This window comes from Providencia sp. R33 (genome assembly GCF_019343475.1).
In the GTDB taxonomy this organism is placed as follows: domain Bacteria; phylum Pseudomonadota; class Gammaproteobacteria; order Enterobacterales; family Enterobacteriaceae; genus Providencia.
The window spans coordinates 1,893,841-1,916,314 of sequence record NZ_CP072453.1 but is presented as its reverse complement, the minus strand read 5'-3'; the positions used below and the strand labels follow the sequence as shown (position 1 = coordinate 1,916,314).

Genomic DNA, 22,474 nt, shown 5'->3' with positions numbered 1-22,474 from the left:
GTGCTATTTATCTACTGCGGTTTTTGTTTTCTGCTCACTTTTTTACTTTTCGTCTTCAATAATTGGCCAGCCGCCAAGCTTTTTGAATTTATTCACGATTTCGCAAAATAAAAGTGCGGTACGGTTAGTATCATACAGTGCACCATGGGCTTGTTTACCATCGAACGGGATCCCTGCACTGACACAGGCTTTTGCAAGGATTGTTTGACCAAACACTAAGCCACTTAATGCCGCGGTATCAAAAGTAGCAAAAGGGTGGAATGGATTGCGTTTTAATCCTGCACGTTCGGCGGCATTCATGACAAAGCTGTGATCAAAATTTGCGTTATGTGCAACGATTATCGCGCGGTTGCAATCGGTATTCTTCATGCCTTTGCGAATGACCTTAAATATCGCGTGGAGAGCCTCATATTCACTGACTGCTCCTCGTAATGGATTTGTTGGGTCAATTCCTGTAAAAGCAAGTGCTGATGGTTCTAAATTAGCCCCTTTAAATGGCTCTACATGAAAATGCAGCGTTTCATCCATAGAAAGCCAGCCATCTTTGTCCATTTTTAGTGTAATCGCTGCAATTTCAAGCAGGGCATCAGTTTTTGCGTTGAACCCGCCTGTTTCAACATCAATAACAACAGGGTAGTATCCCCTGAAACGGTTTACTAGGGCATTCGGATTGTTTTTTTCAGACATTAGGACTTTCGATTATTAAGTTTCTGATTGGCTTATATTATGCCTAAATAAGAAAAATTGGCAGATAAGCTAAGAAGAAAGTTTAAGCAACCATTAGGTAGCTTAAACTTTAAATGATATACCTAATTAATGACCTAAACCTTTACTAGCACTTTTGTTTTCGATCAATTCGATTTTATAGCCATCAGGGTCTTCAACGAAAGCAATGATTGTTGAGCCTCCTTTCACGGGACCTGCTTCGCGAGTGACATTACCACCAGCATGGCGGATGTCATCACAAGTTTTAGCAACATCATCAACACCTAGAGCAATATGGCCGTATGCATTCCCCATATCATAGCTATCTACGCCCCAATTGTAGGTTAGCTCAATGACAGCACCTTCACTTTCATCACTATAACCAACGAAAGCTAAAGAATATTTATACTCAGTATTTTCACTTGTTCTCAGTAAACGCATTCCTAATACTTTGGTATAAAAATCAATTGAACGTTGCATATCAGTAACACGTAACATGGTATGAAGTAAGCGCATATAAACCTCTTAAAATTTACTCAATAATCCTGAATCGATTTACCTATTAATATAACGTGCTTAAATTGTTAAATACAGCGATAACAGTTTATTTTTTAGTCAAATAGTGGTAATACTCAATTTTCAAGAGTATATCATACCTTTATGATAGTTTTTGCATTTGAAGGGGGAACGATGGCTGAGCAACTCGAGTTTTTTGAAATACCTAGCCCTTGTCGTGGGATCTGCCAAACAAATGAACAAGGCTATTGCCGAGGTTGTTATCGAACCCGAGATGAACGATTCAATTGGTTAAAATTTTCCAATGCAGAAAAACGCAATATCATTCGGTTATGCCGTCAGCGTTATCTGAGATTGATAAACAAAAAAGTAATTCAAGATGAAATTACGGATAGTCAGCAATCGCTTTTTTAATGAATAAAATAGCGGGATGCGTGATTTTAATCATATGATTTGTATTTAATTAAAATTAATTCATTGCTAATTATTTTAATTTCACTAATTTCAGACTTTACATTTCAATTAAATTTTATTTATTAAATATCAATATGCTTGAATTGAAATGAATTTCACATTGAATCTTTTCAAGATTAACTATATTGTTTTGTTTTTTAAAGATTTATCTTGAATTGTATTTTCTATTGCTCTTGATAATTACGCTAAAGGCTAAAATAGATAGATCCGAAAGAAGACTCCAGTTATTCTTATTCGTAAGGAAATTGATAGGCTATAGTATTTTTCTAGCCAGATTTTCAAGTCAAAATAGATAATTATTAGTATGATACATATCACTTTCAATAGAGGGAATATCACTATAAATAGGTATTTGTTGACTTTTATGTCAATAAAAAGTTGTAAACATAAAAGGAAATTAATATATAATTTAAAAAATAATATGAGTCTGGTATATTTTTTAGACATTATAATTATATAAAAGGAGGGTAAATTGGAATCACAAATAGGGACAGAGCTATCACGTGTAGTTCGCATGTGGAGAGCATTAATTGACCATCGATTAAAACCACTAAAACTAACGCAAACTCACTGGGTTACACTACATAACATCAGTCAGTTACCCCCTGAGCAGTCGCAGATTCAATTGGCGAAAGCGATAGGTATTGAACAGCCTTCATTGGTCAGAACATTAGACCAATTAGAGGAAAAAAAACTCATTTCGAGACATACCTGTGCAAATGATAGGCGTGCAAAAAGAATCAAACTAACCGAGGAATCTGAGCCATTTATTAAAACAGTTGATCAAGTGATTAACAACACACGTATTGAAATTTTAAGTAACATTAGCCAAGAGGAACTTGACCTGTTATCGCAACTTTTATTAAAACTTGAAAAAAATATTATTCGCTTACAAAGTGATTCATGACTTATATAATTTCAAAGACAATAAATAAAGCAATGACAATTTAAGTAGGTTGTTATTAGCACGTTTGGTTTTAAATGATTTAAATGAAAAACATATAAAATCCATATAACTTTGGTTCCCCTGTAATTGAAGGCTATGGTGATGGTGTTTTAATGAAATCGCTCTAATGTGTTATAGCTATTGTGAATAGAAAACAGGATTAACCCTATTTATGACGGAATACATAGCTAACTAGCTTAATAGATAATGCATTAATTAGAATGAATAATATGTTTTATGATAATGGTAACATGTATCACTACTGCGTAGAATAAATAAGTCAGTATTTTTAGTTTATAGGCAAAGGTTTAAACGTTAACGTAAACATCATTAGTTAATTAATAAAAAATTATTCTAAGTGCAATGTAATTGATTGCTAAATGTTATTGAGTGGAAAATCATAAGTGATGTTCACCGACACTGTTGTCGGTGAACATGCTTTAATCATTAATACGAGATTAGCGAGGGGATACAGTAACGGTATTTCCGCTATTTGCAATCATGACACGTTGGCCATTACGAAACGCGCTAGGATCTTGTTTTTGTACAACGACAATATTTTTACCGCTGTCTAAACGGATCTCTAATTGAACACCTTGGCTTCTATTTAAAGCACCTTGTGCTTGCTGTCCAGCAAGACCACCTGCGATAGCACCTGCTGCGGTTGCAAGAGTATTTCCTGTACCACCACCAATAGTATTGCCTAATAAGCCACCCAGAACTGCACCACCAATTGCACCGATGACATTACCATCTTCACCCGCTTGAATAGTCACAGGACGAGCGTTCAAAACAGTACCATAGGTCACAGTCTGAACCTGTTTCGCGTCATTGGCTGAAATAGTATCACCAGAAAGTGTACTGGTATTGACACAGCCTGATAACGCTGCAACTGCAACAACACCTACAAAAACTTTCTTAAGCATAATAACTCCTATGAGATTTGCTGTTTGTAGCACTAACATAGCATCGTAAATTTGTTTCCACCATATACACAACAAGTATCGAAATAATGGTATTTAAAGCGATGGTTAGATTACTGATTCTGATTTAAATAGAGTGTAAACACTAGGTAAAATATCTCAAATTCAACAACATTTCATCGAGTAAGGCACGCTTTGTTAAATATGCCTCTCTAATCGTCATTTTATGAATGTCATTTCACATGGATAGCTAAAATGCATTCAAATGGGTTTGTTTAAAATCGAAACACTTATCATGTTTAGCGGATAATTTTATTGTAAAACATTATATTTAGAATTTTAAATCCATATATTAAAAAACGCCATTTTTATTTAGGTTGTAAAGAAATTTTTGTCCTGAAAAGAAATATTTATTATTCCTGCGAAGCGGCACGAGAAATTACATCGAATTGTTGACAAAATTCTCCTTCAAAGCACAATCTTTAATAACTGAAATTGAAAGTGAATGTGCACTCTGAAGGAACAAGAATGATGATTAAGTCAGGTCGTTACATAGGGGTTATGTCAGGAACCAGTTTGGATGGGGTTGATGTTGTTCTTGCCGCAATTAGTGACAAATTTGTTGCAGAACAGGCTAGTTTGAGTGTCACATTTCCGATTGAGTTGAAAAAAAGAATTTTAAATATCTGCCAAGGTCAAGAAACAACATTATCTGAGATTGGTAAGATAGATCGTGAATTAGGCTCGCTTTATGCGGACGCGATTAATCAATTATTGGTGCAAACAGGGTTAACAGCTGAAGATATCATAGCTATTGGCTGCCATGGGCAGACCGTTTGGCATGAACCAGACGGAGAGCAACCATTTACGATACAACTTGGTGATAATAACCGCGTTGCTGCTTTAACGGGTATTACGACAGTGGGGGATTTTAGGCGTCGTGATATGGCTTATGGTGGTCAAGGTGCACCATTAGTACCAGCCTTCCACTTAGCCGTTTTAGGCCATTCAATTGAAAAACGTATTGTTTTAAACATTGGTGGGATAGCAAACATCACAGCATTACTCCCAGGTGCTTATGTGAAAGGGTATGACACAGGGCCTGGCAATATGCTGATGGACACTTGGACATGGCGTAATCAGCAAAAAGCTTTTGACCAAGATGGCGAGTGGGCAAGTAGCGGTCAGGTCGATAATGCATTGCTCAAAGTTATGATGAATGACCCTTATTTCAAGCGTTCATCACCAAAAAGTACAGGGCGTGAATATTTTAACACACAATGGTTAGACCAGCATTTAACGCATTTCCCTCATATTTCAGCGCAAGATATTCAAGCAACATTATGTGAGTTAACGGCCGCATCTATCGCTGAACAAGTTTTATTATGCGGTGGAAGTGAGCGACTCATTGTTTGTGGGGGTGGCGCAAAAAACACTTTTTTAATGCAGCGGTTGTCAGCTCTGTTACCAGGTATTGAGGTTGCACCAAGTGATAAATTTGGTCTTAGTGGTGATGATATGGAAGCATTGGCATTTGCTTGGTTAGCTGCGCGTACAGTTGCAGGGCTATCAGGTAATCTTGCTTCCGTGACTGGGGCGACAAGGGAAACTGTTTTAGGCGCAGTGTACCCTAAAAACAGTGATAAGAAATAACCGAACTGAAGGATATCAAATGAATGAGATAAATGAAGTTGATCTCACCTCTGTCCGTCGTGAGTACACAAAAGGCGGGCTTAGACGTAATGACCTAACGCCTAATCCATTAACCCTTTTTGAATTATGGATGAAGCAGGCGTGTGAGGCAGGATTAAGTGACCCGACAGCGATGTCAGTGGCGACCGTGGATGAAACTGGGCAACCATATCAGCGTATTGTACTGTTAAAACATTTTGATGATAAAGGCTTGGTATTTTATACCAACATGGGTAGTCGTAAAGCACAACACCTTGAAAAAAATAATAAAATAAGCTTACACTTTCCGTGGTATCCACTTGAACGCCAAGTGAATTTTACGGGCGTTGCTGAGCGTTTAAACCCGATTGAAGTGGTGAAATATTTCCACAGCCGGCCTAAAGATAGCCAAATTGCTGCATGGGCTTCAGCCCAATCTTCTAAAATTTCGGCTAGAGGAATTTTAGAAGGTAAATTTTTAGAGTTAAAACAAAAATTTAAAAATGGAGAAGTACCTTTACCTAGTTTTTGGGGGGGCTTTCGTGTGGTATTTGATAGTGTCGAATTTTGGCAAGGTGGCACTCACCGTCTGCATGACCGTTTTTTATACCAACGGGAAGGGGATGGCTGGAAAATTGATAGATTAGCCCCTTAGGATCATGTTTTTTAGCTGGCACTTAATTGATATGCGCTTTATGCTATAGACACGTTTAAGAACATTGACAAATTATACTGGCGAGTATTGCGATACTTATCAAAAACTCGTTGGACATTCAAACTAAAATAGATAGACAAAATACAACTGATGGAGTCATTGATGTCTAGCAATAACCTGATTAAACAATTGCAAGAGCGGGGCCTCGTTGCCCAGGTAACGGATGAGGATGCGTTAGCAGAGAGACTGGCGCAGGGCCCTATCTCTCTCTATTGTGGCTTCGATCCTACCGCTGATAGCTTGCACTTGGGACATCTGGTTCCCTTGCTGTGTTTAAAACGATTCCAACTAGCCGGGCATAAGCCTGTGGCGTTGGTAGGTGGCGCAACGGGCCTTATTGGTGATCCGAGCTTTAAAGCTACTGAACGTAAATTAAATACCGCAGAAACCGTTCAAGAGTGGGTAGAAAAAATCCGTAATCAAGTTTCACCATTTTTAAGTTTTGATTGTGGTGATAACAGTGCGCGTCTTGCTAATAACTATGATTGGTTTGGCAAAATGGATGTACTGACTTTCTTACGTGATATTGGTAAACATTTCTCTGTTAACCAAATGATTAACCGTGAGTCCGTTAAGCAACGCCTTAATCGTGATGACGTTGGTATCTCCTTTACTGAATTTGCGTATAACCTGTTACAAGGTTATGACTTTGCAAATATGAACCATGAGATGGGTGTAGAGTTACAAATTGGTGGTTCTGACCAATGGGGTAACATTACCTCAGGCATCGATTTAACGCGTCGCCTTTATCAAAACCAAGTGTTTGGTATGACCGTTCCACTGATCACTAAAGCGGATGGCACTAAATTCGGTAAAACGGAAGGTGGTGCAGTTTGGTTAGATCCGAAGAAGACCAGCCAATACAAATTCTACCAATTCTGGATTAATACTGCGGATGCAGACGTTTATCGCTTCCTAAAATTCTTCACCTTCATGGAACTCGACGAAATTAATGCACTGGAAGAAGAAGATAAAAACAGCGGTAAAGCACCACGTGCACAATACGTTTTAGCAGAGCAAGTGACTAAATTAGTACACGGCGAAGCAGGCTTAGCGGCAGCTAAACGTATTACTGAAAGTTTATTCTCTGGTGCAGTTTCTGACTTAACCGAAGCGGATCTTGAACAATTAGCGCAAGATGGCATGCCATGCATCACTTTAGAAGATGGCGCTGACCTGCAACAAGCATTAGTTGATTCGGAATTAACGCCATCACGTGGGCAAGCAAGAACAGCCATCAGTTCTAATGCTGTTTCTATCAATGGCCAAAAACAAACTGAGCCTATGTATGTCTTTACAGAGGCAGATCGCTTGTTTGGTCGTTATACCTTGATCCGTCGCGGTAAGAAAAACGACTGCTTAATTAATTGGAAATAGCTCTGACTAACCTTTGTAATATCAGCCCGGAAGCATTTCCGGGCTATACTCGCGATAATTCAAGTTGGATGGGTGTCGATTGGGCTAGTTTCTCTGATCACTCACATGTAATTTGAATCAGTTGAGTATATTCATATGAGCAATGGCTAATCACTGATTTCTCTTCATTCGATATAACAATTCTCTGGGTCCTCAATGAAAAGCGTATTATCAATTCAATCCCATGTTGTTTTCGGTCATGCAGGAAACAGTGCTGCTGCATTCCCTATGTGCCGTATGGGCGTAGATGTGTGGCCACTCAATACCGTACAATTTTCTAATCACACACAATACCCTCAATGGACGGGAACCGTATTTCCTGCTCAGCACTTAACTGATATTGTTGAAGGGCTCGCTAAAATTCACAAACTTGAAATCTGTGATGCTGTGCTAAGTGGCTATATCGGTTCTGCGGAGCAAGGTGACGATATACTCGCGATTGTGAAAAAAGTGAAATCAGCTAATTCACGGGCTTTATATTTTTGTGATCCTGTAATGGGGCACCCTGAAAAAGGTTGTATTGTTGCACCTGGTGTTGCTGAATTCTTATGCGAAAGGGCATTAGCAGCAAGTGACGTTATTGCACCAAACTTGCTTGAGCTAGAAACACTTGCAGGTAGAACTATCAAGACAGTCGAAGAGGCCATTACTGCTGCAAGGGAACTTTGTCACAAAGGGCCGAAAATTGTTCTTGTGAAACATTTAAGCCGCGCAGCTTATCGAGCTGACCGTTTTGAAATGATTTTGGTTACCGCAGAGCATAGCTGGCACGTTAGCCGCCCATTAGTTGATTTCGGCGAAAAACAACCTGTGGGTGTTGGTGATTTGACGAGTGGTTTGATGCTAGTGAATTTATTAAAAGGTGAACCTTTAGATAAAGGGCTAGAGCATGTTGCTGCTGCAGTCTATGAAGTGATGATTAAAACAAAAGAGATGGGCGAATATGAGCTACAACTGGTAGCGGCTCAGGACAAAATGGTTAACCCTGAACACAAGTTTTGTGCCACTCAGGTAGACTGATTTTTGGTTTATGGATTATAGAATAGAGATAGCGCCCTTTAGACTTAGGGCGCTATGATTGAAATCTTAGATTAAACCTTCCGCTTTTAATGCTTCTTGGACATTCGGGCGTTTTGCAATTTTAGCCATGTAATCTTGTAAATGCGTTAAGCTTGATAAATCTAGGCCAACGTGTTTTGCCCATCCACTTACCGTAAATAAATAGGCATCTGCTACGCTAAAACTGTCGCCAGCAAAGAAGGGTTGTTTTGCTAGTACGGAGTCAACATATTTGAATTTATTCAATAATGTTTTGCGAACTGTGTCTTTATAGTCTTCAGGTGTACCTGGTGTAAATAAAGGTGAGAAATTTTTATGAAGCTCTGTTGATATGAAGTTTAATGCTTCCATTTGGTGGTAGCGTTTCATCGAGCCAGCGAGCGCAATCAGGTTTCTATCTGGTTTTTGGTCTGCAAGATACTGAACAATGACGGCACCTTCGGTGAGTTGCTCTCCATTATCTAACACTAAAGTTGGCACTTGGCCTTTAGGGTTTATTGCTAAGAAATCTGCGCCTTTCTCTGTTTTTTTCTCTTTGATATTCACACGTTCAATCGAGAAATCTAATCCAGTCTCACGTAAAATAATATGAGGAGAAAGGGAACAAGCGCCGGGAGCGTAATATAATTTCATCATAGAACTCCTAAGTTATAAAATGGACAATAACTCGCAAATAAACATCTCTCTTACTAAGTATATCACTACTTTTGTTAACAAATTGCCATAGGGTGCTAACTTCACTATAAAAAGTGAATTTAAATGAAGGTGAGTGTGAATAATGCCCCACGCCGTAAATTTAGATGTTTCTGCGGAATATGAGAAAATTAAAGAGATTTAAGATAGTTACCTTACCAGATTAAAAACGAATTTGGTAAAATCCCTCGCTGACTGATGCATAAAAATGAAGAATAAATTTAAATAATAAGTGAGTGAATAAATGGGTAGTATGAGTCATAAGCTCAATTTTTTAGGTCAATTAGACCAAAAGCTCATGGCGCATACGCCAAATAAGAGTCACGGTATCAAGCGTTTTATTTTAGAATTTTGGTTTTTCGGTCTTATTAATGCCCGTTCCTGTTTATTCGCAGGTTTTTTCTTTTTAGCGCTATTTTTAGTACCCGCCAAAGGCATTTTAGGATTACCCCGTTACGATGCTTTGCTGATTTTTGCTGTCATATTTCAAGCTATATTAGTGTGGTCAAAGTTAGAAACTTGGGATGAGCTCAAAGCAATCTGTGTGTTTCATTTGGTCGGTTTTATGATGGAGTTATTTAAAACGTCAGCTACCATTGGTTCATGGCAATACCCAGACGAGGCCTTCACAAAACTTTGGGGCGTTCCTCTGTTTACTGGGTTTATGTATGCGGCGGTAGGAAGCTATATCATTCAGTCATGGCGTTTTTTTAAGGTTAGAATCGAGCATTACCCACCGTATTGGATGGCGACGTGTGTTGCGTTGGCGATTTATATTAATTTTTTTAGCCACCATTACATCGATGATTATCGTTGGTACTTAACGGCTTTTATTTTTGGGTTGTACGCACGAAGTGTGGTGTTTTATACGCCACTTGATAAAGAGCGCAAAATGCCACTGTTGCTCGCCTTCATGTTAATCGGCTTTTTTATCTGGCTCGCCGAAAACTTTGGGACTTTTTTCGGGGTTTGGCAATACCCCAACCAAATTGGGGCTTGGTCAATGGTTCATGCGGGGAAATGGGGAGCGTGGTCTCTGTTGGTCATTGTGACCTTTACGATTGTCGTTCACCTTAAACATATTAAGGCGAACGTTACCGTGGCTCGTTAATATTGCAATATCAATAGTTACAAATCTTGCCGCCATGCATCAATCGACAAAGGCTCGCCGAAATGGCTTTCTATTAAACGACGGGTTACATCATGGAGTGGGGCGGCAAGCACTTCAGCTGTATTGCCACGCTCCACAACTTCTCCTTTATCCATCACTAACATTTTATCGCTAATATGTTTCATCATTCCAAGGTGTTGAGTTACATAGATATAAGCGATGTCATGTTTGGCTTGTAAATCTAACATTAAGTTAATAATTTGCGAGCGCATAGACATATCCAGCGAGGCGAGTGCTTCATCCGCAACGATAATCTCTGGTTGTAAAATAAGGGCGCGGGCAAGGGCGATACGCTGTTTTTGTCCTGATGCAAGCATATGAGGGTAATATTCAGCGTGATCAGCGAGTAAACCAACTTGACGCAGTGTTTGGATAATTCGCCTTTCTCGCTCTATCCCCGTTAAATCCGTATTTAATTTTAAAGGTAATTCAAGAGTTTGACCGATACGCTGCCGAGGGTTTAGCGATGTGCTAGGGTCTTGGAAAATCATGCGGATACGCTGACTACGGTAACTGTAGTCACCAAAATTTAGGCGCTGCCCGCGGATCATAATGTCCCCGCTGGTGGGCTCAACAACCCCAGAGAGCATACGTGCTAACGTTGATTTTCCTGAACCATTCGCCCCAATGATTGCAAGGGTCTGGCCTGCTTGCAAATTAAAGCTAATTGGCTTCACGGCTTGTAGCTCGTGACGATGGAATAAACCTTCACGAAAGCGGAACGTTTTTGTTAGGTTACGGACTTCTAATAACGTTTCCATTAGGGTTGCTCCTCAGTATTGAGCGGGTAATGGCAAGCCACTAAATGGTTTTTGATATTGCGTAGCTGCGGGGCTTCAATGCAGGTGCGTTGTGCATAAGGGCAACGCGGGCCAAGACGGCAGCCAATCGGTAAATGCTCTAAAGAAGGGATTGCTCCTGGCAATGTATTTAGTCGGCCTTTATGGGGAATTGGGCTTTCAAAATCAGGGATTGAACGGATTAAAGCTTGAGTATAAGGATGGCGTGGTCGCTGTAGGATGTCTTCAGGCGTAGCACTTTCCACAGTTTGCCCACAATACAAAACATTAATTCGGTCGACTAATTTTGACATCATTTCCATATCATGGCTGATGAGCAAAATCCCCATATTATTGTTTTGATTCAGCTTATCAAGCAGTCGGAATATCTGTGCCTGCGTAGTCGATTCCATGGCATTCGTGGGTTCATCTGCAATTAATAAGCGAGGTTGGTTTGCGATGGCAATGGCTATCATCACTTTTTGGCATTCGCCATCAGTGAGCTCATAAGGATAACTATGCATGATATCTTTATGATCTTTAATACCAACCCGATGCAAAAGTTCAATCGCACGACGTTTTCGCCAATTGAAGCGTTGCCACCAACGGCCTTTGTATGTCCAACCAGGGATGGATTGAATCAGTTGCTTACCAATATCAGCCGCAGGGTCAAGGCACGATTGCGGCTCTTGGAAGATCATCGAAATATTGTGGCCGATTAACTTGCGGCGTTTGCGAGGGCTAAGTTTTAGTAAGTCGATGTCCTGAAAACGAAAGCGGTCAGCAGTAACACGGATATTATCTTTGGTGACACCACAAATGGCCTTGGCTATCAAACTTTTCCCTGAACCAGATTCGCCGACTAAGCCGCGAATTTCACCCTCAGAAAGTGTCATCGAGACACGGTCAACGGCTTTGACAGGGCCATTGGCAGTCATAAACTCAATCGTTAAATTGCGAATGTCTAGGAGTGGCATTATTCAACCCCCGCATTGATGGCACGGTGTAAGCCGTCACCTAGTAAGTTCACAAATAAAACACTTATCATGATAGCGACACCAGGTAAGATCACGGCCCACGGTGCGACGTAAATCAATTCTAAGGTATCACCTAACATGGCACCCCATTCAGAAGAGGGCAACTGAGCACCTAAATCTAAAAAGCCTAAAGCGGCAATATCAAGGATAGCAATAGACAGAGCGCGGGTTAACTCTGTAACTAAAATAGGGGTAATATTGGGTAATACGGTATACCACAAAATAAAAATGTTGGATGCACCATCAAGGCGAGCAGCGACAATATATTCTTTGTCTAATTCATCATGTACAGCAACGTAAATTGTCCTTACCATTCTAGGTATCAACGCAAGACAGATGGCCAACATGGCGTTTTCAAGGCTCGCTCCCATAAATGCGACAACAATAATCGCTAACAGTAATGATGGGATAGATAACAATGTGTCGAGGATATGGTTAAAGACGGCAGATTTTAACCCCTTCGTCATCCCTGCGAGGCAGCCTAGAACTAAGCCAATAACAGTTGCAATAAAGGTAACAAAAATAGCAGAACCAAATGTAGATTTAGCCCCAATCAACAAGCGGCTTAAGATATCACGCCCAAGATCATCAGTACCGAAGAAAAAGGCTACCTCACCATAATGCGACCATGATGGGGGCGTTAATTGATACCCTAAAAATTGTTGGTCTAAGGCATAAGGTGCGAGATAAGGGCCAATAAAACACAAAATAAGCAAAAATAATACACCAAAAAAGCCAACCATCGAAACGATATCCGATGAGAATAAATTCCATACCACCCGTGTTGGGGATGGCATTTTCTGTTCACGATAAAAATTATCTGAGGACATACCAATCCTTATGTTTTAACGGGTCCATCATCGCGCCTAAAATATCGGAAAGCACGTTGACTGTAATGACTAATGCACCAATTAACATCACCCCCGCTGAAATGGCAGAATAATCTTCCTGACGAATAGCGGTCACGAGCCAGCGACCAAGCCCTGGCCAGTTAAATACCAATTCAGTGACCATGGTGAGTGTAAGCATAGTGGAAAATTGCAGGCCAAGTTTGGGAATAATTGGGGGGATGGCATTATGAAAAATATGGCGGCGAATGATTTTCATGCGTGAAAGCCCGCGAATTGCAGCAGCTTTTATGTAGTTTTCGTTCGCGATTTCCTCCGTACTGTTTCTCACCAAGCGAATGACTTCTGTTGTTGGCGCTAACGCGAGGGTGAGCACAGGTAAAATCATATGCTCTAATACGTTAATTATCATCTCTTTACGATAAGGTGAGTCAGACAACCATGCATCAACCAAGGCAAAGCCAGTTATGGGTTTTAGGTTATATAAGAGGTCAATACGGCCAGAAACAGGGAGCCAGCCAAGGTGTAATGAGAAGAATAAGGTTAACACTATGGCTAAAACAAATACGGGAACGGAAAAGCCCAGTAAAGCAAACACGCTAATGGCGATATCGGCGGGTTTATTGCGCCAAAATGCGGCGATAATCCCCAGAGGAATCCCCGTAGTTAGGGCAAAAACAAAGGCTAAAATACACAACTCCATGGTGGCTGGAAATGTGTCTTTTAGCTGTTCAGTTATTGGCTCGCCATTAATGCTGGATACGCCAAAATCAAAATGCAATAAACCGTCAAAGTAGAAAATATACGCATCAATGAGAGAGGCGCCACTGAGCGGGGCATTGGGGGTAAAGTAGCTTAGGCTAAAGCTCACCAATGATAAAAAGAACACGGTGACTAGTAACAATAAAAAGCGGCGTAACGAGTAAATAATCATGGTTGCGCCTCTTGTTTCTTCGGTGCCACTTTGGGTTTTTGCTCCATCTCACGATATACTCCGGCAAATGAAGTATTACCAAAGGCACTGATTACTAACCCTTTCATATCATAACGGTAAGCTTGCAGGCGTAATGAATAAGCCAATGGTAAAATAGGCAAGTCTTCGCCTAAAATTTGCTGTGCCTGATGGTAATAATCAATACGTGAAGCTAATTGTTGGGTCAACAGGGCTTTATGCAAAACGTCATCAAATATAGGGTTACACCAATGACTTAAGTTGGTTTGTGAGCCAATTGCTGCACAGCTAAGTAATGGGCGAAAAAAGCTATCGGGGTCGTTACTGTCTGTTGTCCAGCCCGCTAACGTCATGTCGTGGGTTCTATCCATCAGCTGATTTTCTTGGAAACGACCTTCTACGGAGCGGATATTCATGGTAATGCCAACTTGGGCTAAATCAGCCTGAATAAGCTCTGCCATTTTTAATGGGCTTGGGTTGTATGACTGTGAAGCAATAGGTACCCACAAATCTAATTTTAGATTTTCTAACCCCATATCTTTCAGCATTTGTTTGGAAAGTTCGGGGTTGTAATCGGTAATTTTTGCTTGGTTATCATAAGCCCAAGATGCACGAGGTAATATAGATGCAGCCGTTTCAGCAGTGCCATAATAAATCGATTGCATGAGTCGCTCATTATTAATTGCGTAAGCAATCGCTTGGCGAACTTTGAGCTGGTCCAGCGGAGGCTTGCTGGTATTAAAGGCCAAATAGGCAATATTCATTCCTGAGCGCATGGAAATACGTAAACGTGGATCATCCCGTAACACTTTTAGCTGGCTAGCGGCAGGATACGCTAACACATCACATTCCCCTGTGAGCAACTTAGAAATACGCCCTGTGCCACCCGCACCCATATCAACCACAACCTCTTCCATACGAGGTTGGCCTTTCCAATAATGGTCGTTTCTTAGCAAACGCACAAATTGGCCAGCTTGGTAGTCATCCAGTTTAAATGGACCTGTGCCGACAGGGCGCCAATCAATTAACTCTTGGCGATTAACGCTTGAAAGTGAGTCTGCATATTGGGCAGAAAGAATTGGGGCGTAGTGAGTCGCTAAATGCCATAAAAATGAGGCATCAGGGGAATTCAAACGAAATTCCACGGTGTAATTATTGATTTTGCGAATACTTTGTACACTACTGGCAAATTGCAGACTGTCAAAGTAAGGATAACGGCCGCCATTAATATAATGATAAGGATGGTTAACTTCAAACATACGAGCAAAGCTAAAAACTACGTCATCCGCGTTCATATTGCGGGAAGGCGAAAACCAAGGTGTTTCTTGGAATTTAACATCTTTTCTTAAGTAAAGGCGATAAGTTGCGCCGTTATCAAGCACTTCCCAGTGTTCTGCTAACTCTGGAATAAGGCGGTAGGTAAATGGGTCGACATCCAGTAAACGGTCATAGATTTGTGCGCCAAGGGGATCAACGATAAGGCCGCTACTCACTAATTGTGGGTTAAATGTTGTCACAATGCCATTCACGCAGTAAATGAATCCCTTTTGGCGAATATCCGCAGGGACTTCATTAGCCACAATGTCAGTATAACGCTCTTCGTTACTGAGCGCATTGGCAGAGGCAAATATAAGAAATAAAAACCAAAGAGTTAGTCGGCGCATTACATTGATATCGTTAACCTGAATTGACCTATTGTAGCGCAAAAAAGGGCGTTCTGGGTATAAGCAAAATTTGAGTCAATAATTGCCCAAAAAACAGTCAGTAATGGTAAGGGATATAATTTATTAAAGTTAAATTATTAGGTTTATCATTGAAGTATGTCTTAATGAGAAAGAATCTCATTAAAAAACTTTACAAATGACACTGATAACTATTGTCATTCGTTTTGTCACTTAAGTATATACTTATGTCGACAGGCATGACATTGCTCACATTGCTTCCAGTGTTTTATTTGATAGCCAGCTTGGGTGCTGGCTTTTTTTTATTTATTTTTTAGCGCACAAAGTGTACTTGTCATTCTAAACCAACAAATTTTAGATCTTCTTTAGTAACATTACCTCGCAGTGTACATAAAAAACGGACAACACCACGTTGTTCATCCTTTTCAATAATCATCATTTTTTCAGCAGCATAGGGCTCTAAACTATAATTTTGAGCCGCGTATTCATTAAATATCCATTTATCTTTTAAATTATGCCGGATCATCGGGGCGTAAATATAGCTCTTACCAATCTTAAGAATGCTAATTTTTGTCAATGTGTGCTGGATAACTTCGTCAAAACTTTGCTTTGTTTCAAATCCCCAAAAGTAGTACTGCCCACGCATGCCCATATAAGTAAAATTATCATACTTATCAAAGTCACTGTGGCTAACAAAAAAACGGTTAAAGGTGATAATACCTGTTGGGGAAAAATCAAGATCAACAGAAAGTTGTATGCCATCATTAAACGTGGTGTTTTTTAAGGTGTTAGAGATATCTTGAAGTACAGGATACTCCTTAACTTTATTAAAAAAAGAAGCATCACAATAGCTAAATGTGCGCATCAATGATTCTGCGTGAGTTACCATCGATACCCCTGAGAGCAACAAAGGGATAGCCAATATGTTTATTTTTCTCATAATAAGCTCCTTGTGCTATAGCCATCATGCCAATATAAATATCACATAAATATATTTTTCATTGTGGTGAATTATGACAATGTGTAAAAAAGAAATAATAATGGCCAGAAACGTGTTTTACCCTCTATATGTTTATTTTTTATTTTCCACGAATGCTGATAAATAAAATGATAAGCCATCTGAATGAAATGATTTTATATAAATAAACTTATCAATCTTTTTGTTTTTTCTTGGTGTTGATTTTTAACGTAAATTTTAATTTGGTCAATGGGTTTGATTTTCTGGGTTATATGGTTTGTATATATTAAATTAAGGCGTTAATTTAAAAAATAACAATTATTTTGCAATAAATATCGGGCAATGATTTGTTATTATGAGTAAATACGTAAGTATTTTAATGAAAGGACTCATTGAGCTGAAATATTTAGTAAGAAAAAATAGTAGGTCAAAAACTATTTAAATAAAAGCGGAGAAGATACTCAAGCAATATGGGTGAATATTGCTTGAGTATATTTATTCATTATCAATGGTAATTTGATGTTTTTTGACCAATCCACGTAATTGGTCATAGCTAAGGGATAGGGATTGTGCGGCTTTTCGCTGATTATAGTGACTCATAACGAGAGCACTTTCGAGCAGTTGTTTTTCAGTTTGTTGCTGCCATTGTCTCAAATCACAAGGTAACGCGGGTAGGGTGCTATGTGAAGGCATACCTTCAATCTTGCTAGTAGTGGCTTCATGTAACTCAGCCAGCTTTTCGCCAAACGGGTTGAAAATAATTGTATTTACTGGGGTTGTTTGATTGTTGTGACGGTAAACCGAACGCTCAATGACATTTTTTAGTTCCCGTACATTTCCTGGCCAAGGATATTGCAGTAAAGCCTGCTCAGCATCAGCCGTAAACCCTGTAAAATGCGAACGTTTTAGCTCCCCACACATTAAAATGGCGAAGTGCTCAGCCAACAATAAAATATCTGGTTGGCGTTCACGTAAAGGCGGGATACGGATCACATCAAATGCCAGCCTATCTAGTAAATCGGCACGGAAGCGACCTTGCTTGGCAAGTTCAGGTAAATTAGCATTCGTAGCACAAATTAAACGGACATCCACTCGCAAAGATTGGCTGCCACCCACACGCTCTAATTCGCCGTATTCGATAACTCTTAATAGCTTTTCTTGCACTGACATCGGCGCGGTAGCCAGCTCATCAAGAAACAGCGATCCCTTATCTGCTCGCTCAAAACGACCTTGATGCCGTTTTTGTGCACCAGTAAATGACCCCGCCTCGTGACCAAATAGTTCAGAATCCAGCAAATTCTCATTGAGTCCGCTGCAATTGAGAGAGATAAAGGCTTCTTGCCAACGGGGTGAAAGGTAATGCAAGCGGTCTGCAATTAATTCTTTACCTGTACCACGTTCACCAATCACGAGTACGGGTTTGTTTAATTGGGCTAGCTCGGATGTTTGTTCAAGTACATCTAAAAAATTACTGGATACACCGAGGATCGTATCGTTAGTGTTTTTCATGGTTAAATTTACCAATGGTTGGCCTTTTTGACCGATTGGTTAACTATAAACGAAACTTACTTGTTGTAAAGATGATTTATTAAACTTAATAAAATCAATTCATTATTTAAAATTTAAAAAGTTGGCACGCTGATTGCAATATTTGAATTAAGAGTTGGGTAAGAAAGATGTACCAAAGATTGAAGACTATAAAATAAATTGTTTCACTTATGGAGCGTCAGATTGGCTGGAAGCCACATCAGGTCAGGCGCTACAGAAATGATAAATCCATCAAGAGGAAATGAATAATGGGTATTTTTTCACGTTTTGCCGACATCATTAATGCAAATATCGCTTCACTGTTAGATAAAGCTGAAGATCCGCAAAAAATGATCCGCCTGATGATTCAGGAAATGGAAGACATGTTAGTTGAAATTCGCTCAACCTCTGCGCGCACTTTAGCAGAGAAAAAAGGCTTAGAACGCCGTATCGAAATGGGCGAAAAACAAGTTGCTGACTGGCAAGAAAAGGCGGAGTTAGCGCTAGTTAAAGATAAAGAAGATTTAGCGCGTGCGGCTTTAATTGAAAAACAAAAAGTTAGCGCGATGGTTGATACTTTAAAGCATGAACTGATTATTGTTGATGAAACATTGACTCGCTTAAAAGGCGAAATTTCAGAATTAGAAAACAAATTGCAAGAAACACGTGCGAAACAGCAATCTATGGTGGTTCGTATGGAAGCCGCACAATCTAGCCGTAATGTTCGTCGCCAATTAGACAGCGGTAAGATGGATGAAGCGATGGCGCGTTTTGAGCAATTTGAACGCCGTATTGACCACATGGAAGGTGAAGCGCAAAGTTACGGTATTGGTAAGCAAAAATCGCTGGATCAGCAATTTGCGGAACTTAAAGCCGACGACGAAATTAGTGCGCAATTAGCGGCACTTAAAGCTAAAATTAATAAAGATCAGTAATTGTATTTTGCCACTCTGATGGTTTGTGCCAGAGTGGCAAATAGACTAACCATATTGATAAGGAAATGTGATGGGCTACGTTTTACTGTCTCTCGTATTAATCATTTTTGTTATTTTTGTTCTGCCTGTTTGGTTGTGGTTGCACTACAGCAAAAAAAATAACGGACAGGGGAGCCAGCTAACCGAAAATGAAGTGCAGCGTTTAATGCAATTAGCTGAGCAAGCTTCACGTATGCAGCAACGTATTAAGACGCTTGAAGATATTTTGGATGCAGAACACCCGAATTGGAGGCAAAAATAATGACTCAATTTCGCAACCGTAAACTTTACCGTTTGTCAGACAGACGTGTGTTTGGTGGTGTATGTTCTGGTATTGCGGAATATTTAGAATTACCCGTAGCTTTGGTCAGGGCATTAGCCGTTTTGGCTTTATTTATGAGCTTTGGTATCACACTAATTCTGTATATTGTTATGTGTTTTGTGGTGGAAACCGCACCGAGTGGGTATCGAAGTGAGCAAGATATTGGGCCTGAAGTAAGCAGCTTGATCAATCAAATCGATATGCAATTGAAATCAGGTGAAATGAAACTACGCCAAATCGAGCGTTATGTTACTTCAGACACATATACCGTAAACAGTAAATTCCGCGATTTATAATCATTGCATAGCCATCACAGAGAAGGGGTTAGGTTTTGGCCAAATCCCTTTTGTTTTTTGTGTATAAGGAGTAGGAGTGTGCAATATGCCGAAAATACCGCATCAGCGAATTAAAAAATATGCAAAACAACGTATTTTAGCGAAAGCAATTAAACTTCTTTTTGTGTTTTTACTCACCTATGGGCCCGCAGGTCTTGTGGGAAGAGTCATTAAATTGTTGAGCAGTAAATGGATAATTAACATACTCATCAAGCGTTTAAGCTAATACAGTTTGTTTTATGCCAAATTATTGCGCAAAATAACGAGTAAGATTAAGCGTAATTACTAATGGTAAGTCTCGGGAGGAGCATGAAACGCCTGCAAAATGAATTGACGGATTTGATGAACCGAAGTGTTGATCGCCATGTCAGACTGGCAGTAACGGGGCTAAGTCGCAGCGGTAAAACCGCGTTTATTACTTCGTTGGTTAATCAGTTATTAAATGTGAATACAGGGGCGCGTTTACCTCTTTTTTCAGCGGCAAGGGACAAGCGGTTACTGGGTGTAAAACGTATTCCTCATCGTGATCTATCGGTACCGCGCTTTGCTTATGATGAAGGAATTGCATCCTTGTATGGGCAGCCCCCAGAGTGGCCAACACCAACCCGTGGTGTGAGTGAAATTCGCTTAAAGTTACACTATCGCTCTGATGACTCCTTTTTACGCCATTTTGTTGATAACTCATCCTTATATCTAGAAATTGTTGATTACCCCGGGGAATGGCTACTGGATTTACCGATGCTCGATCTCAGTTTTATCGATTGGTCAGAGCAAATGAATACCCTCATTAAGGGGGAGAGGGCAAATTTAGCCCAGCATTGGTTAAGCCTATGTGAAAAGTGCGACCCATTAGCACCCGTTGATGAAAATGTACTGGCTGAAATTTCGAAAGCGTATACGCAGTATTTAATTGAATGCAAAGCGCAAGGGCAACATTTTATTCAGCCAGGGCGTTTTGTTTTACCCGCAGAATTAGATGGCGCACCTGCTTTACAGTTTTTTCCTTGGCCAAATGTTGCAAAATATGGGGCAAAAGCCTTAGCACAAGCAGGGAAAAACACTAACTTTGGTGCATTACAACAGCGTTATCAATATTACTGCGAACATGTGGTGAAAGGGTTTTATCGCGATTATTTTCAGCGGTTTGATCGCCAAATTGTACTGGTTGATTGCTTGCAACCATTAAATAGTGGGCCTGAAGCGTTTAATGATATGCGTATGGCGCTAACGCAATTGATGCGTAGCTTCCATTATGGCAAACGTACGTTACTGAGGCGTTTATTCTCTCCATGTATTGATAAGTTATTATTTGCTGCCAGTAAATCTGACCATGTCACCCCAGATCAACACGCTAACTTAGTGTCTTTGCTGCAACAATTGGTGCAAGAAGCTTGGCAGCATGCCGCCTTTGAAGGCATTAGCATGGATTGTATGGGCCTTGCTTCTATTCAAGCAACCAAAAGTGGCATTGTGGATTATAAAGGGGAGAAGCTACCTGCGTTGAAAGGTGACCGATTAAGTGATGGGCAGCCATTGACGTTCTACCCAGGGGAAGTGCCAAAACGTTTACCCACTGAACAATTTTGGCAACAGCAAGGCTTTCAATTTGAAAACTTTAGGCCACAACCAACCCCGATTGACCAGCCATTGCCCCACATACGTATGGATAGTGCGTTAGAATTTTTGTTGGGAGATAAATTAAAATGAGCGAACCAATAAAACAGCGTCTTGATTTTGTTGATGATATTACTGATGTAAATGCAGAGAAACTAAGACAAGCCCATGTATTTGACGAGCATGAGTTTGAAAACTTCACCCCAGTTACATTAGAAGCAGAGCAAGAGGCTCAAGATGGTGAAGTTGAGAGCTTAATTAATGAAGCACTAAAACCCAAACGCTCTTTTTGGCGTAAGCTTATCGGTACTGCCGCGGGGATCTTTGCAGTTAGCGTAGTTGCTCAATTGGGTATTTGGATCCATCAATCATGGATCACGCAAGATTGGACCGCTTTAGGTACCGCATCAGCTGGTGGCTTGATTGTCATTGCAGGGGCTGGCTCTATCGTGGGTGAGTGGCGTCGCTTATATAAACTGCGTGAGCGTGCTGAAGAACGTGATTTTGCTCGTGAATTATTACATAGCCATGGAATGGGGAAGGGGAAAGACTTCTGTGAGAAATTGGCGAAACAGTCAGCGTTGTCTACGCAACATCCCGCAGTCCAACGTTGGCAAGGTATGCTACATGACTCGCATAATGATCGCGAAGTGGTTGAGTTATATAGCCAAATGGTTCAGCCAATCCTTGACGAACAAGCACGAAAAGAAATTAGCCGCTGTAGTGCTGAATCCGCCATAATGATCGCAGTAAGTCCGTTAGCCATTGTGGATATGGCATTTATTGCTTGGCGGAATATTCGTTTGATTAACCGTATTGCGGCAATTTATGGCATTGAGTTAGGTTATTATAGCCGCATTCGTTTATTTCGTATGGTATTGATAAATATTGCATTTGCGGGGGCTTCAGAGCTTATTCGTGAAGTTGGCATGGATTGGCTATCGCAGGATATTACTGCGAGGCTATCGACGCGTGCAGCACAAGGGATTGGGGCTGGATTATTAACGGCACGCTTAGGGATTAAGGCCATGGAACTGTGCCGCCCATTACCTTGGATTGACAATAAGCCGCGGTTGGCGGATTTTCGCCATCAGTTAATTGGCCAATTAAAGAACGTTATTCCAAATAAAAAAGCAAAAAGTTAAGGTATTTTTAAT

Annotated in this window: 24 protein-coding genes; 13 read left to right on the top strand and 11 right to left on the bottom strand. The window is 40.3% G+C overall.

Going from position 1 to position 22,474, the window contains the following annotated elements; all coding sequences use genetic code 11:
• Positions 1-42 precede the first annotated feature (42 nt).
• The gene (gene rnt / locus J6836_RS09025; RefSeq protein WP_219248661.1) at positions 43-687 is read right to left on the bottom strand and encodes a ribonuclease T; all 645 of its coding nucleotides are present in this window, start codon (positions 685-687) and stop codon (positions 43-45) included.
• A 126-nt stretch (positions 688-813) separates the two neighbouring features.
• Positions 814-1,221, bottom strand: a complete 408-nt coding sequence (gene gloA / locus J6836_RS09020) for a lactoylglutathione lyase (RefSeq protein WP_206084048.1) — start codon at positions 1,219-1,221, stop codon at positions 814-816.
• Between the two features lie 174 nt (positions 1,222-1,395).
• On the opposite strand from gloA, the gene J6836_RS09015 reads away from it, so the two are divergent.
• Positions 1,396-1,635, top strand: coding sequence for a DUF1289 domain-containing protein (locus J6836_RS09015; protein ID WP_219248659.1), 240 nt, complete (start codon positions 1,396-1,398; stop codon positions 1,633-1,635).
• 532 nt (positions 1,636-2,167) lie between these two features.
• Positions 2,168-2,602 carry a transcriptional regulator SlyA gene (gene slyA / locus J6836_RS09010; RefSeq protein WP_219248658.1) on the top strand — a complete coding sequence of 145 codons (435 nt, stop codon included), beginning with the start codon at positions 2,168-2,170 and terminating at the stop codon, positions 2,600-2,602.
• Between the two features lie 497 nt (positions 2,603-3,099).
• Here slyA and J6836_RS09005 read toward each other — a convergent pair whose 3' ends face one another.
• Positions 3,100-3,567, bottom strand: coding sequence for a glycine zipper 2TM domain-containing protein (locus J6836_RS09005; protein ID WP_219248657.1), 468 nt, complete (start codon positions 3,565-3,567; stop codon positions 3,100-3,102).
• A gap of 528 nt (positions 3,568-4,095) precedes the next feature.
• Between J6836_RS09005 and anmK the strand changes: the two genes are divergently transcribed.
• From anmK to pdxY, 4 genes are all read left to right on the top strand, one after another.
• Positions 4,096-5,217, top strand: coding sequence for an anhydro-N-acetylmuramic acid kinase (gene anmK, locus J6836_RS09000; RefSeq protein WP_219249458.1), 1,122 nt, complete (start codon positions 4,096-4,098; stop codon positions 5,215-5,217).
• 19 nt (positions 5,218-5,236) lie between these two features.
• Positions 5,237-5,890 carry a pyridoxamine 5'-phosphate oxidase gene (gene pdxH / locus J6836_RS08995; protein WP_219248655.1) on the top strand — a complete coding sequence of 218 codons (654 nt, stop codon included), beginning with the start codon at positions 5,237-5,239 and terminating at the stop codon, positions 5,888-5,890.
• Positions 5,891-6,052: 162 nt separating this feature from the next.
• A complete protein-coding gene (tyrS, locus tag J6836_RS08990) occupies positions 6,053-7,327 on the top strand; it encodes a tyrosine--tRNA ligase (RefSeq protein WP_219248653.1) in 1,275 nt (424 codons plus the stop codon).
• A gap of 195 nt (positions 7,328-7,522) precedes the next feature.
• Complete coding sequence (gene pdxY, locus J6836_RS08985; RefSeq protein WP_219248651.1) at positions 7,523-8,386, top strand: pyridoxal kinase PdxY; 864 nt, start codon at positions 7,523-7,525, stop codon at positions 8,384-8,386.
• Positions 8,387-8,452: 66 nt separating this feature from the next.
• Here pdxY and gstA read toward each other — a convergent pair whose 3' ends face one another.
• Positions 8,453-9,058: a glutathione transferase GstA gene (gstA, locus tag J6836_RS08980; RefSeq protein ID WP_219249456.1), complete on the bottom strand. Its 606-nt coding sequence runs from the start codon at positions 9,056-9,058 to the stop codon at positions 8,453-8,455.
• 304 nt (positions 9,059-9,362) lie between these two features.
• Here gstA and J6836_RS08975 point away from each other — a divergent pair, with 304 nt between their 5' ends.
• On the top strand, positions 9,363-10,229 hold the full coding sequence (locus J6836_RS08975) for a DUF817 domain-containing protein (protein ID WP_219248649.1): 867 nt from the start codon (positions 9,363-9,365) through the stop codon (positions 10,227-10,229).
• 17 nt (positions 10,230-10,246) lie between these two features.
• Here J6836_RS08975 and sapF read toward each other — a convergent pair whose 3' ends face one another.
• The 7 genes from sapF to pspF form a co-directional block, all read right to left on the bottom strand.
• A complete protein-coding gene (sapF, locus tag J6836_RS08970; RefSeq protein WP_206084057.1) occupies positions 10,247-11,050 on the bottom strand; it encodes a putrescine export ABC transporter ATP-binding protein SapF in 804 nt (267 codons plus the stop codon).
• Positions 11,050-12,045, bottom strand: coding sequence for a putrescine export ABC transporter ATP-binding protein SapD (gene sapD, locus J6836_RS08965; protein ID WP_206084058.1), 996 nt, complete (start codon positions 12,043-12,045; stop codon positions 11,050-11,052). Before sapD ends, sapF begins: the two co-directional genes overlap by 1 nt.
• The gene (gene sapC, locus J6836_RS08960; protein WP_219248647.1) at positions 12,045-12,935 is read right to left on the bottom strand and encodes a putrescine export ABC transporter permease SapC; all 891 of its coding nucleotides are present in this window, start codon (positions 12,933-12,935) and stop codon (positions 12,045-12,047) included. The genes sapD and sapC overlap by 1 nt, the downstream gene beginning before the upstream one ends.
• Complete coding sequence (sapB, locus tag J6836_RS08955) at positions 12,922-13,887, bottom strand: putrescine export ABC transporter permease SapB (protein ID WP_219248645.1); 966 nt, start codon at positions 13,885-13,887, stop codon at positions 12,922-12,924. Before sapB ends, sapC begins: the two co-directional genes overlap by 14 nt.
• On the bottom strand, positions 13,884-15,569 hold the full coding sequence (gene sapA, locus J6836_RS08950) for an ABC transporter substrate-binding protein SapA (RefSeq protein ID WP_219248643.1): 1,686 nt from the start codon (positions 15,567-15,569) through the stop codon (positions 13,884-13,886). The genes sapB and sapA overlap by 4 nt, the downstream gene beginning before the upstream one ends.
• A 352-nt stretch (positions 15,570-15,921) precedes the next feature.
• On the bottom strand, positions 15,922-16,527 hold the full coding sequence (locus J6836_RS08945) for a hypothetical protein (RefSeq protein ID WP_219248641.1): 606 nt from the start codon (positions 16,525-16,527) through the stop codon (positions 15,922-15,924).
• A 513-nt stretch (positions 16,528-17,040) separates the two neighbouring features.
• A complete protein-coding gene (gene pspF, locus J6836_RS08940) occupies positions 17,041-18,054 on the bottom strand; it encodes a phage shock protein operon transcriptional activator (protein ID WP_219248639.1) in 1,014 nt (337 codons plus the stop codon).
• A 287-nt stretch (positions 18,055-18,341) separates the two neighbouring features.
• On the opposite strand from pspF, the gene pspA reads away from it, so the two are divergent.
• The 6 genes from pspA (at position 18,342) to J6836_RS08910 (ending at position 22,462) form a co-directional block, all read left to right on the top strand.
• On the top strand, positions 18,342-19,007 hold the full coding sequence (pspA, locus tag J6836_RS08935; RefSeq protein ID WP_206084064.1) for a phage shock protein PspA: 666 nt from the start codon (positions 18,342-18,344) through the stop codon (positions 19,005-19,007).
• Between the two features lie 70 nt (positions 19,008-19,077).
• On the top strand, positions 19,078-19,308 hold the full coding sequence (gene pspB, locus J6836_RS08930) for an envelope stress response membrane protein PspB (RefSeq protein ID WP_206084065.1): 231 nt from the start codon (positions 19,078-19,080) through the stop codon (positions 19,306-19,308).
• Positions 19,308-19,664: an envelope stress response membrane protein PspC gene (gene pspC / locus J6836_RS08925; protein WP_219248637.1), complete on the top strand. Its 357-nt coding sequence runs from the start codon at positions 19,308-19,310 to the stop codon at positions 19,662-19,664. The genes pspB and pspC overlap by 1 nt, the downstream gene beginning before the upstream one ends.
• A gap of 85 nt (positions 19,665-19,749) precedes the next feature.
• A complete protein-coding gene (locus J6836_RS08920) occupies positions 19,750-19,929 on the top strand; it encodes a hypothetical protein (RefSeq protein WP_219248635.1) in 180 nt (59 codons plus the stop codon).
• A gap of 83 nt (positions 19,930-20,012) precedes the next feature.
• Complete coding sequence (locus tag J6836_RS08915) at positions 20,013-21,410, top strand: YcjX family protein (protein WP_219248634.1); 1,398 nt, start codon at positions 20,013-20,015, stop codon at positions 21,408-21,410.
• The gene (locus J6836_RS08910; protein WP_219248632.1) at positions 21,407-22,462 is read left to right on the top strand and encodes a YcjF family protein; all 1,056 of its coding nucleotides are present in this window, start codon (positions 21,407-21,409) and stop codon (positions 22,460-22,462) included. The genes J6836_RS08915 and J6836_RS08910 overlap by 4 nt, the downstream gene beginning before the upstream one ends.
• Positions 22,463-22,474 lie beyond the last annotated feature (12 nt).

Coding starts and splice junctions, on each gene's coding strand:
- rnt (WP_219248661.1), bottom strand. CDS start 687: ATGTCTGAAAAAAACAATCCGAATGCCCTAGTAAACCGTTTCAGGGGA.
- gloA (WP_206084048.1), bottom strand. CDS start 1,221: ATGCGCTTACTTCATACCATGTTACGTGTTACTGATATGCAACGTTCA.
- J6836_RS09015 (WP_219248659.1), top strand. CDS start 1,396: ATGGCTGAGCAACTCGAGTTTTTTGAAATACCTAGCCCTTGTCGTGGG.
- J6836_RS09005 (WP_219248657.1), bottom strand. CDS start 3,567: ATGCTTAAGAAAGTTTTTGTAGGTGTTGTTGCAGTTGCAGCGTTATCA.
- anmK (WP_219249458.1), top strand. CDS start 4,096: ATGATTAAGTCAGGTCGTTACATAGGGGTTATGTCAGGAACCAGTTTG.
- pdxH (WP_219248655.1), top strand. CDS start 5,237: ATGAATGAGATAAATGAAGTTGATCTCACCTCTGTCCGTCGTGAGTAC.
- tyrS (WP_219248653.1), top strand. CDS start 6,053: ATGTCTAGCAATAACCTGATTAAACAATTGCAAGAGCGGGGCCTCGTT.
- pdxY (WP_219248651.1), top strand. CDS start 7,523: ATGAAAAGCGTATTATCAATTCAATCCCATGTTGTTTTCGGTCATGCA.
- gstA (WP_219249456.1), bottom strand. CDS start 9,058: ATGAAATTATATTACGCTCCCGGCGCTTGTTCCCTTTCTCCTCATATT.
- J6836_RS08975 (WP_219248649.1), top strand. CDS start 9,363: ATGGGTAGTATGAGTCATAAGCTCAATTTTTTAGGTCAATTAGACCAA.
- sapF (WP_206084057.1), bottom strand. CDS start 11,050: ATGGAAACGTTATTAGAAGTCCGTAACCTAACAAAAACGTTCCGCTTT.
- sapD (WP_206084058.1), bottom strand. CDS start 12,045: ATGCCACTCCTAGACATTCGCAATTTAACGATTGAGTTTATGACTGCC.
- sapC (WP_219248647.1), bottom strand. CDS start 12,935: ATGTCCTCAGATAATTTTTATCGTGAACAGAAAATGCCATCCCCAACA.
- sapB (WP_219248645.1), bottom strand. CDS start 13,887: ATGATTATTTACTCGTTACGCCGCTTTTTATTGTTACTAGTCACCGTG.
- sapA (WP_219248643.1), bottom strand. CDS start 15,569: ATGCGCCGACTAACTCTTTGGTTTTTATTTCTTATATTTGCCTCTGCC.
- J6836_RS08945 (WP_219248641.1), bottom strand. CDS start 16,527: ATGAGAAAAATAAACATATTGGCTATCCCTTTGTTGCTCTCAGGGGTA.
- pspF (WP_219248639.1), bottom strand. CDS start 18,054: ATGAAAAACACTAACGATACGATCCTCGGTGTATCCAGTAATTTTTTA.
- pspA (WP_206084064.1), top strand. CDS start 18,342: ATGGGTATTTTTTCACGTTTTGCCGACATCATTAATGCAAATATCGCT.
- pspB (WP_206084065.1), top strand. CDS start 19,078: ATGGGCTACGTTTTACTGTCTCTCGTATTAATCATTTTTGTTATTTTT.
- pspC (WP_219248637.1), top strand. CDS start 19,308: ATGACTCAATTTCGCAACCGTAAACTTTACCGTTTGTCAGACAGACGT.
- J6836_RS08920 (WP_219248635.1), top strand. CDS start 19,750: ATGCCGAAAATACCGCATCAGCGAATTAAAAAATATGCAAAACAACGT.
- J6836_RS08915 (WP_219248634.1), top strand. CDS start 20,013: ATGAAACGCCTGCAAAATGAATTGACGGATTTGATGAACCGAAGTGTT.
- J6836_RS08910 (WP_219248632.1), top strand. CDS start 21,407: ATGAGCGAACCAATAAAACAGCGTCTTGATTTTGTTGATGATATTACT.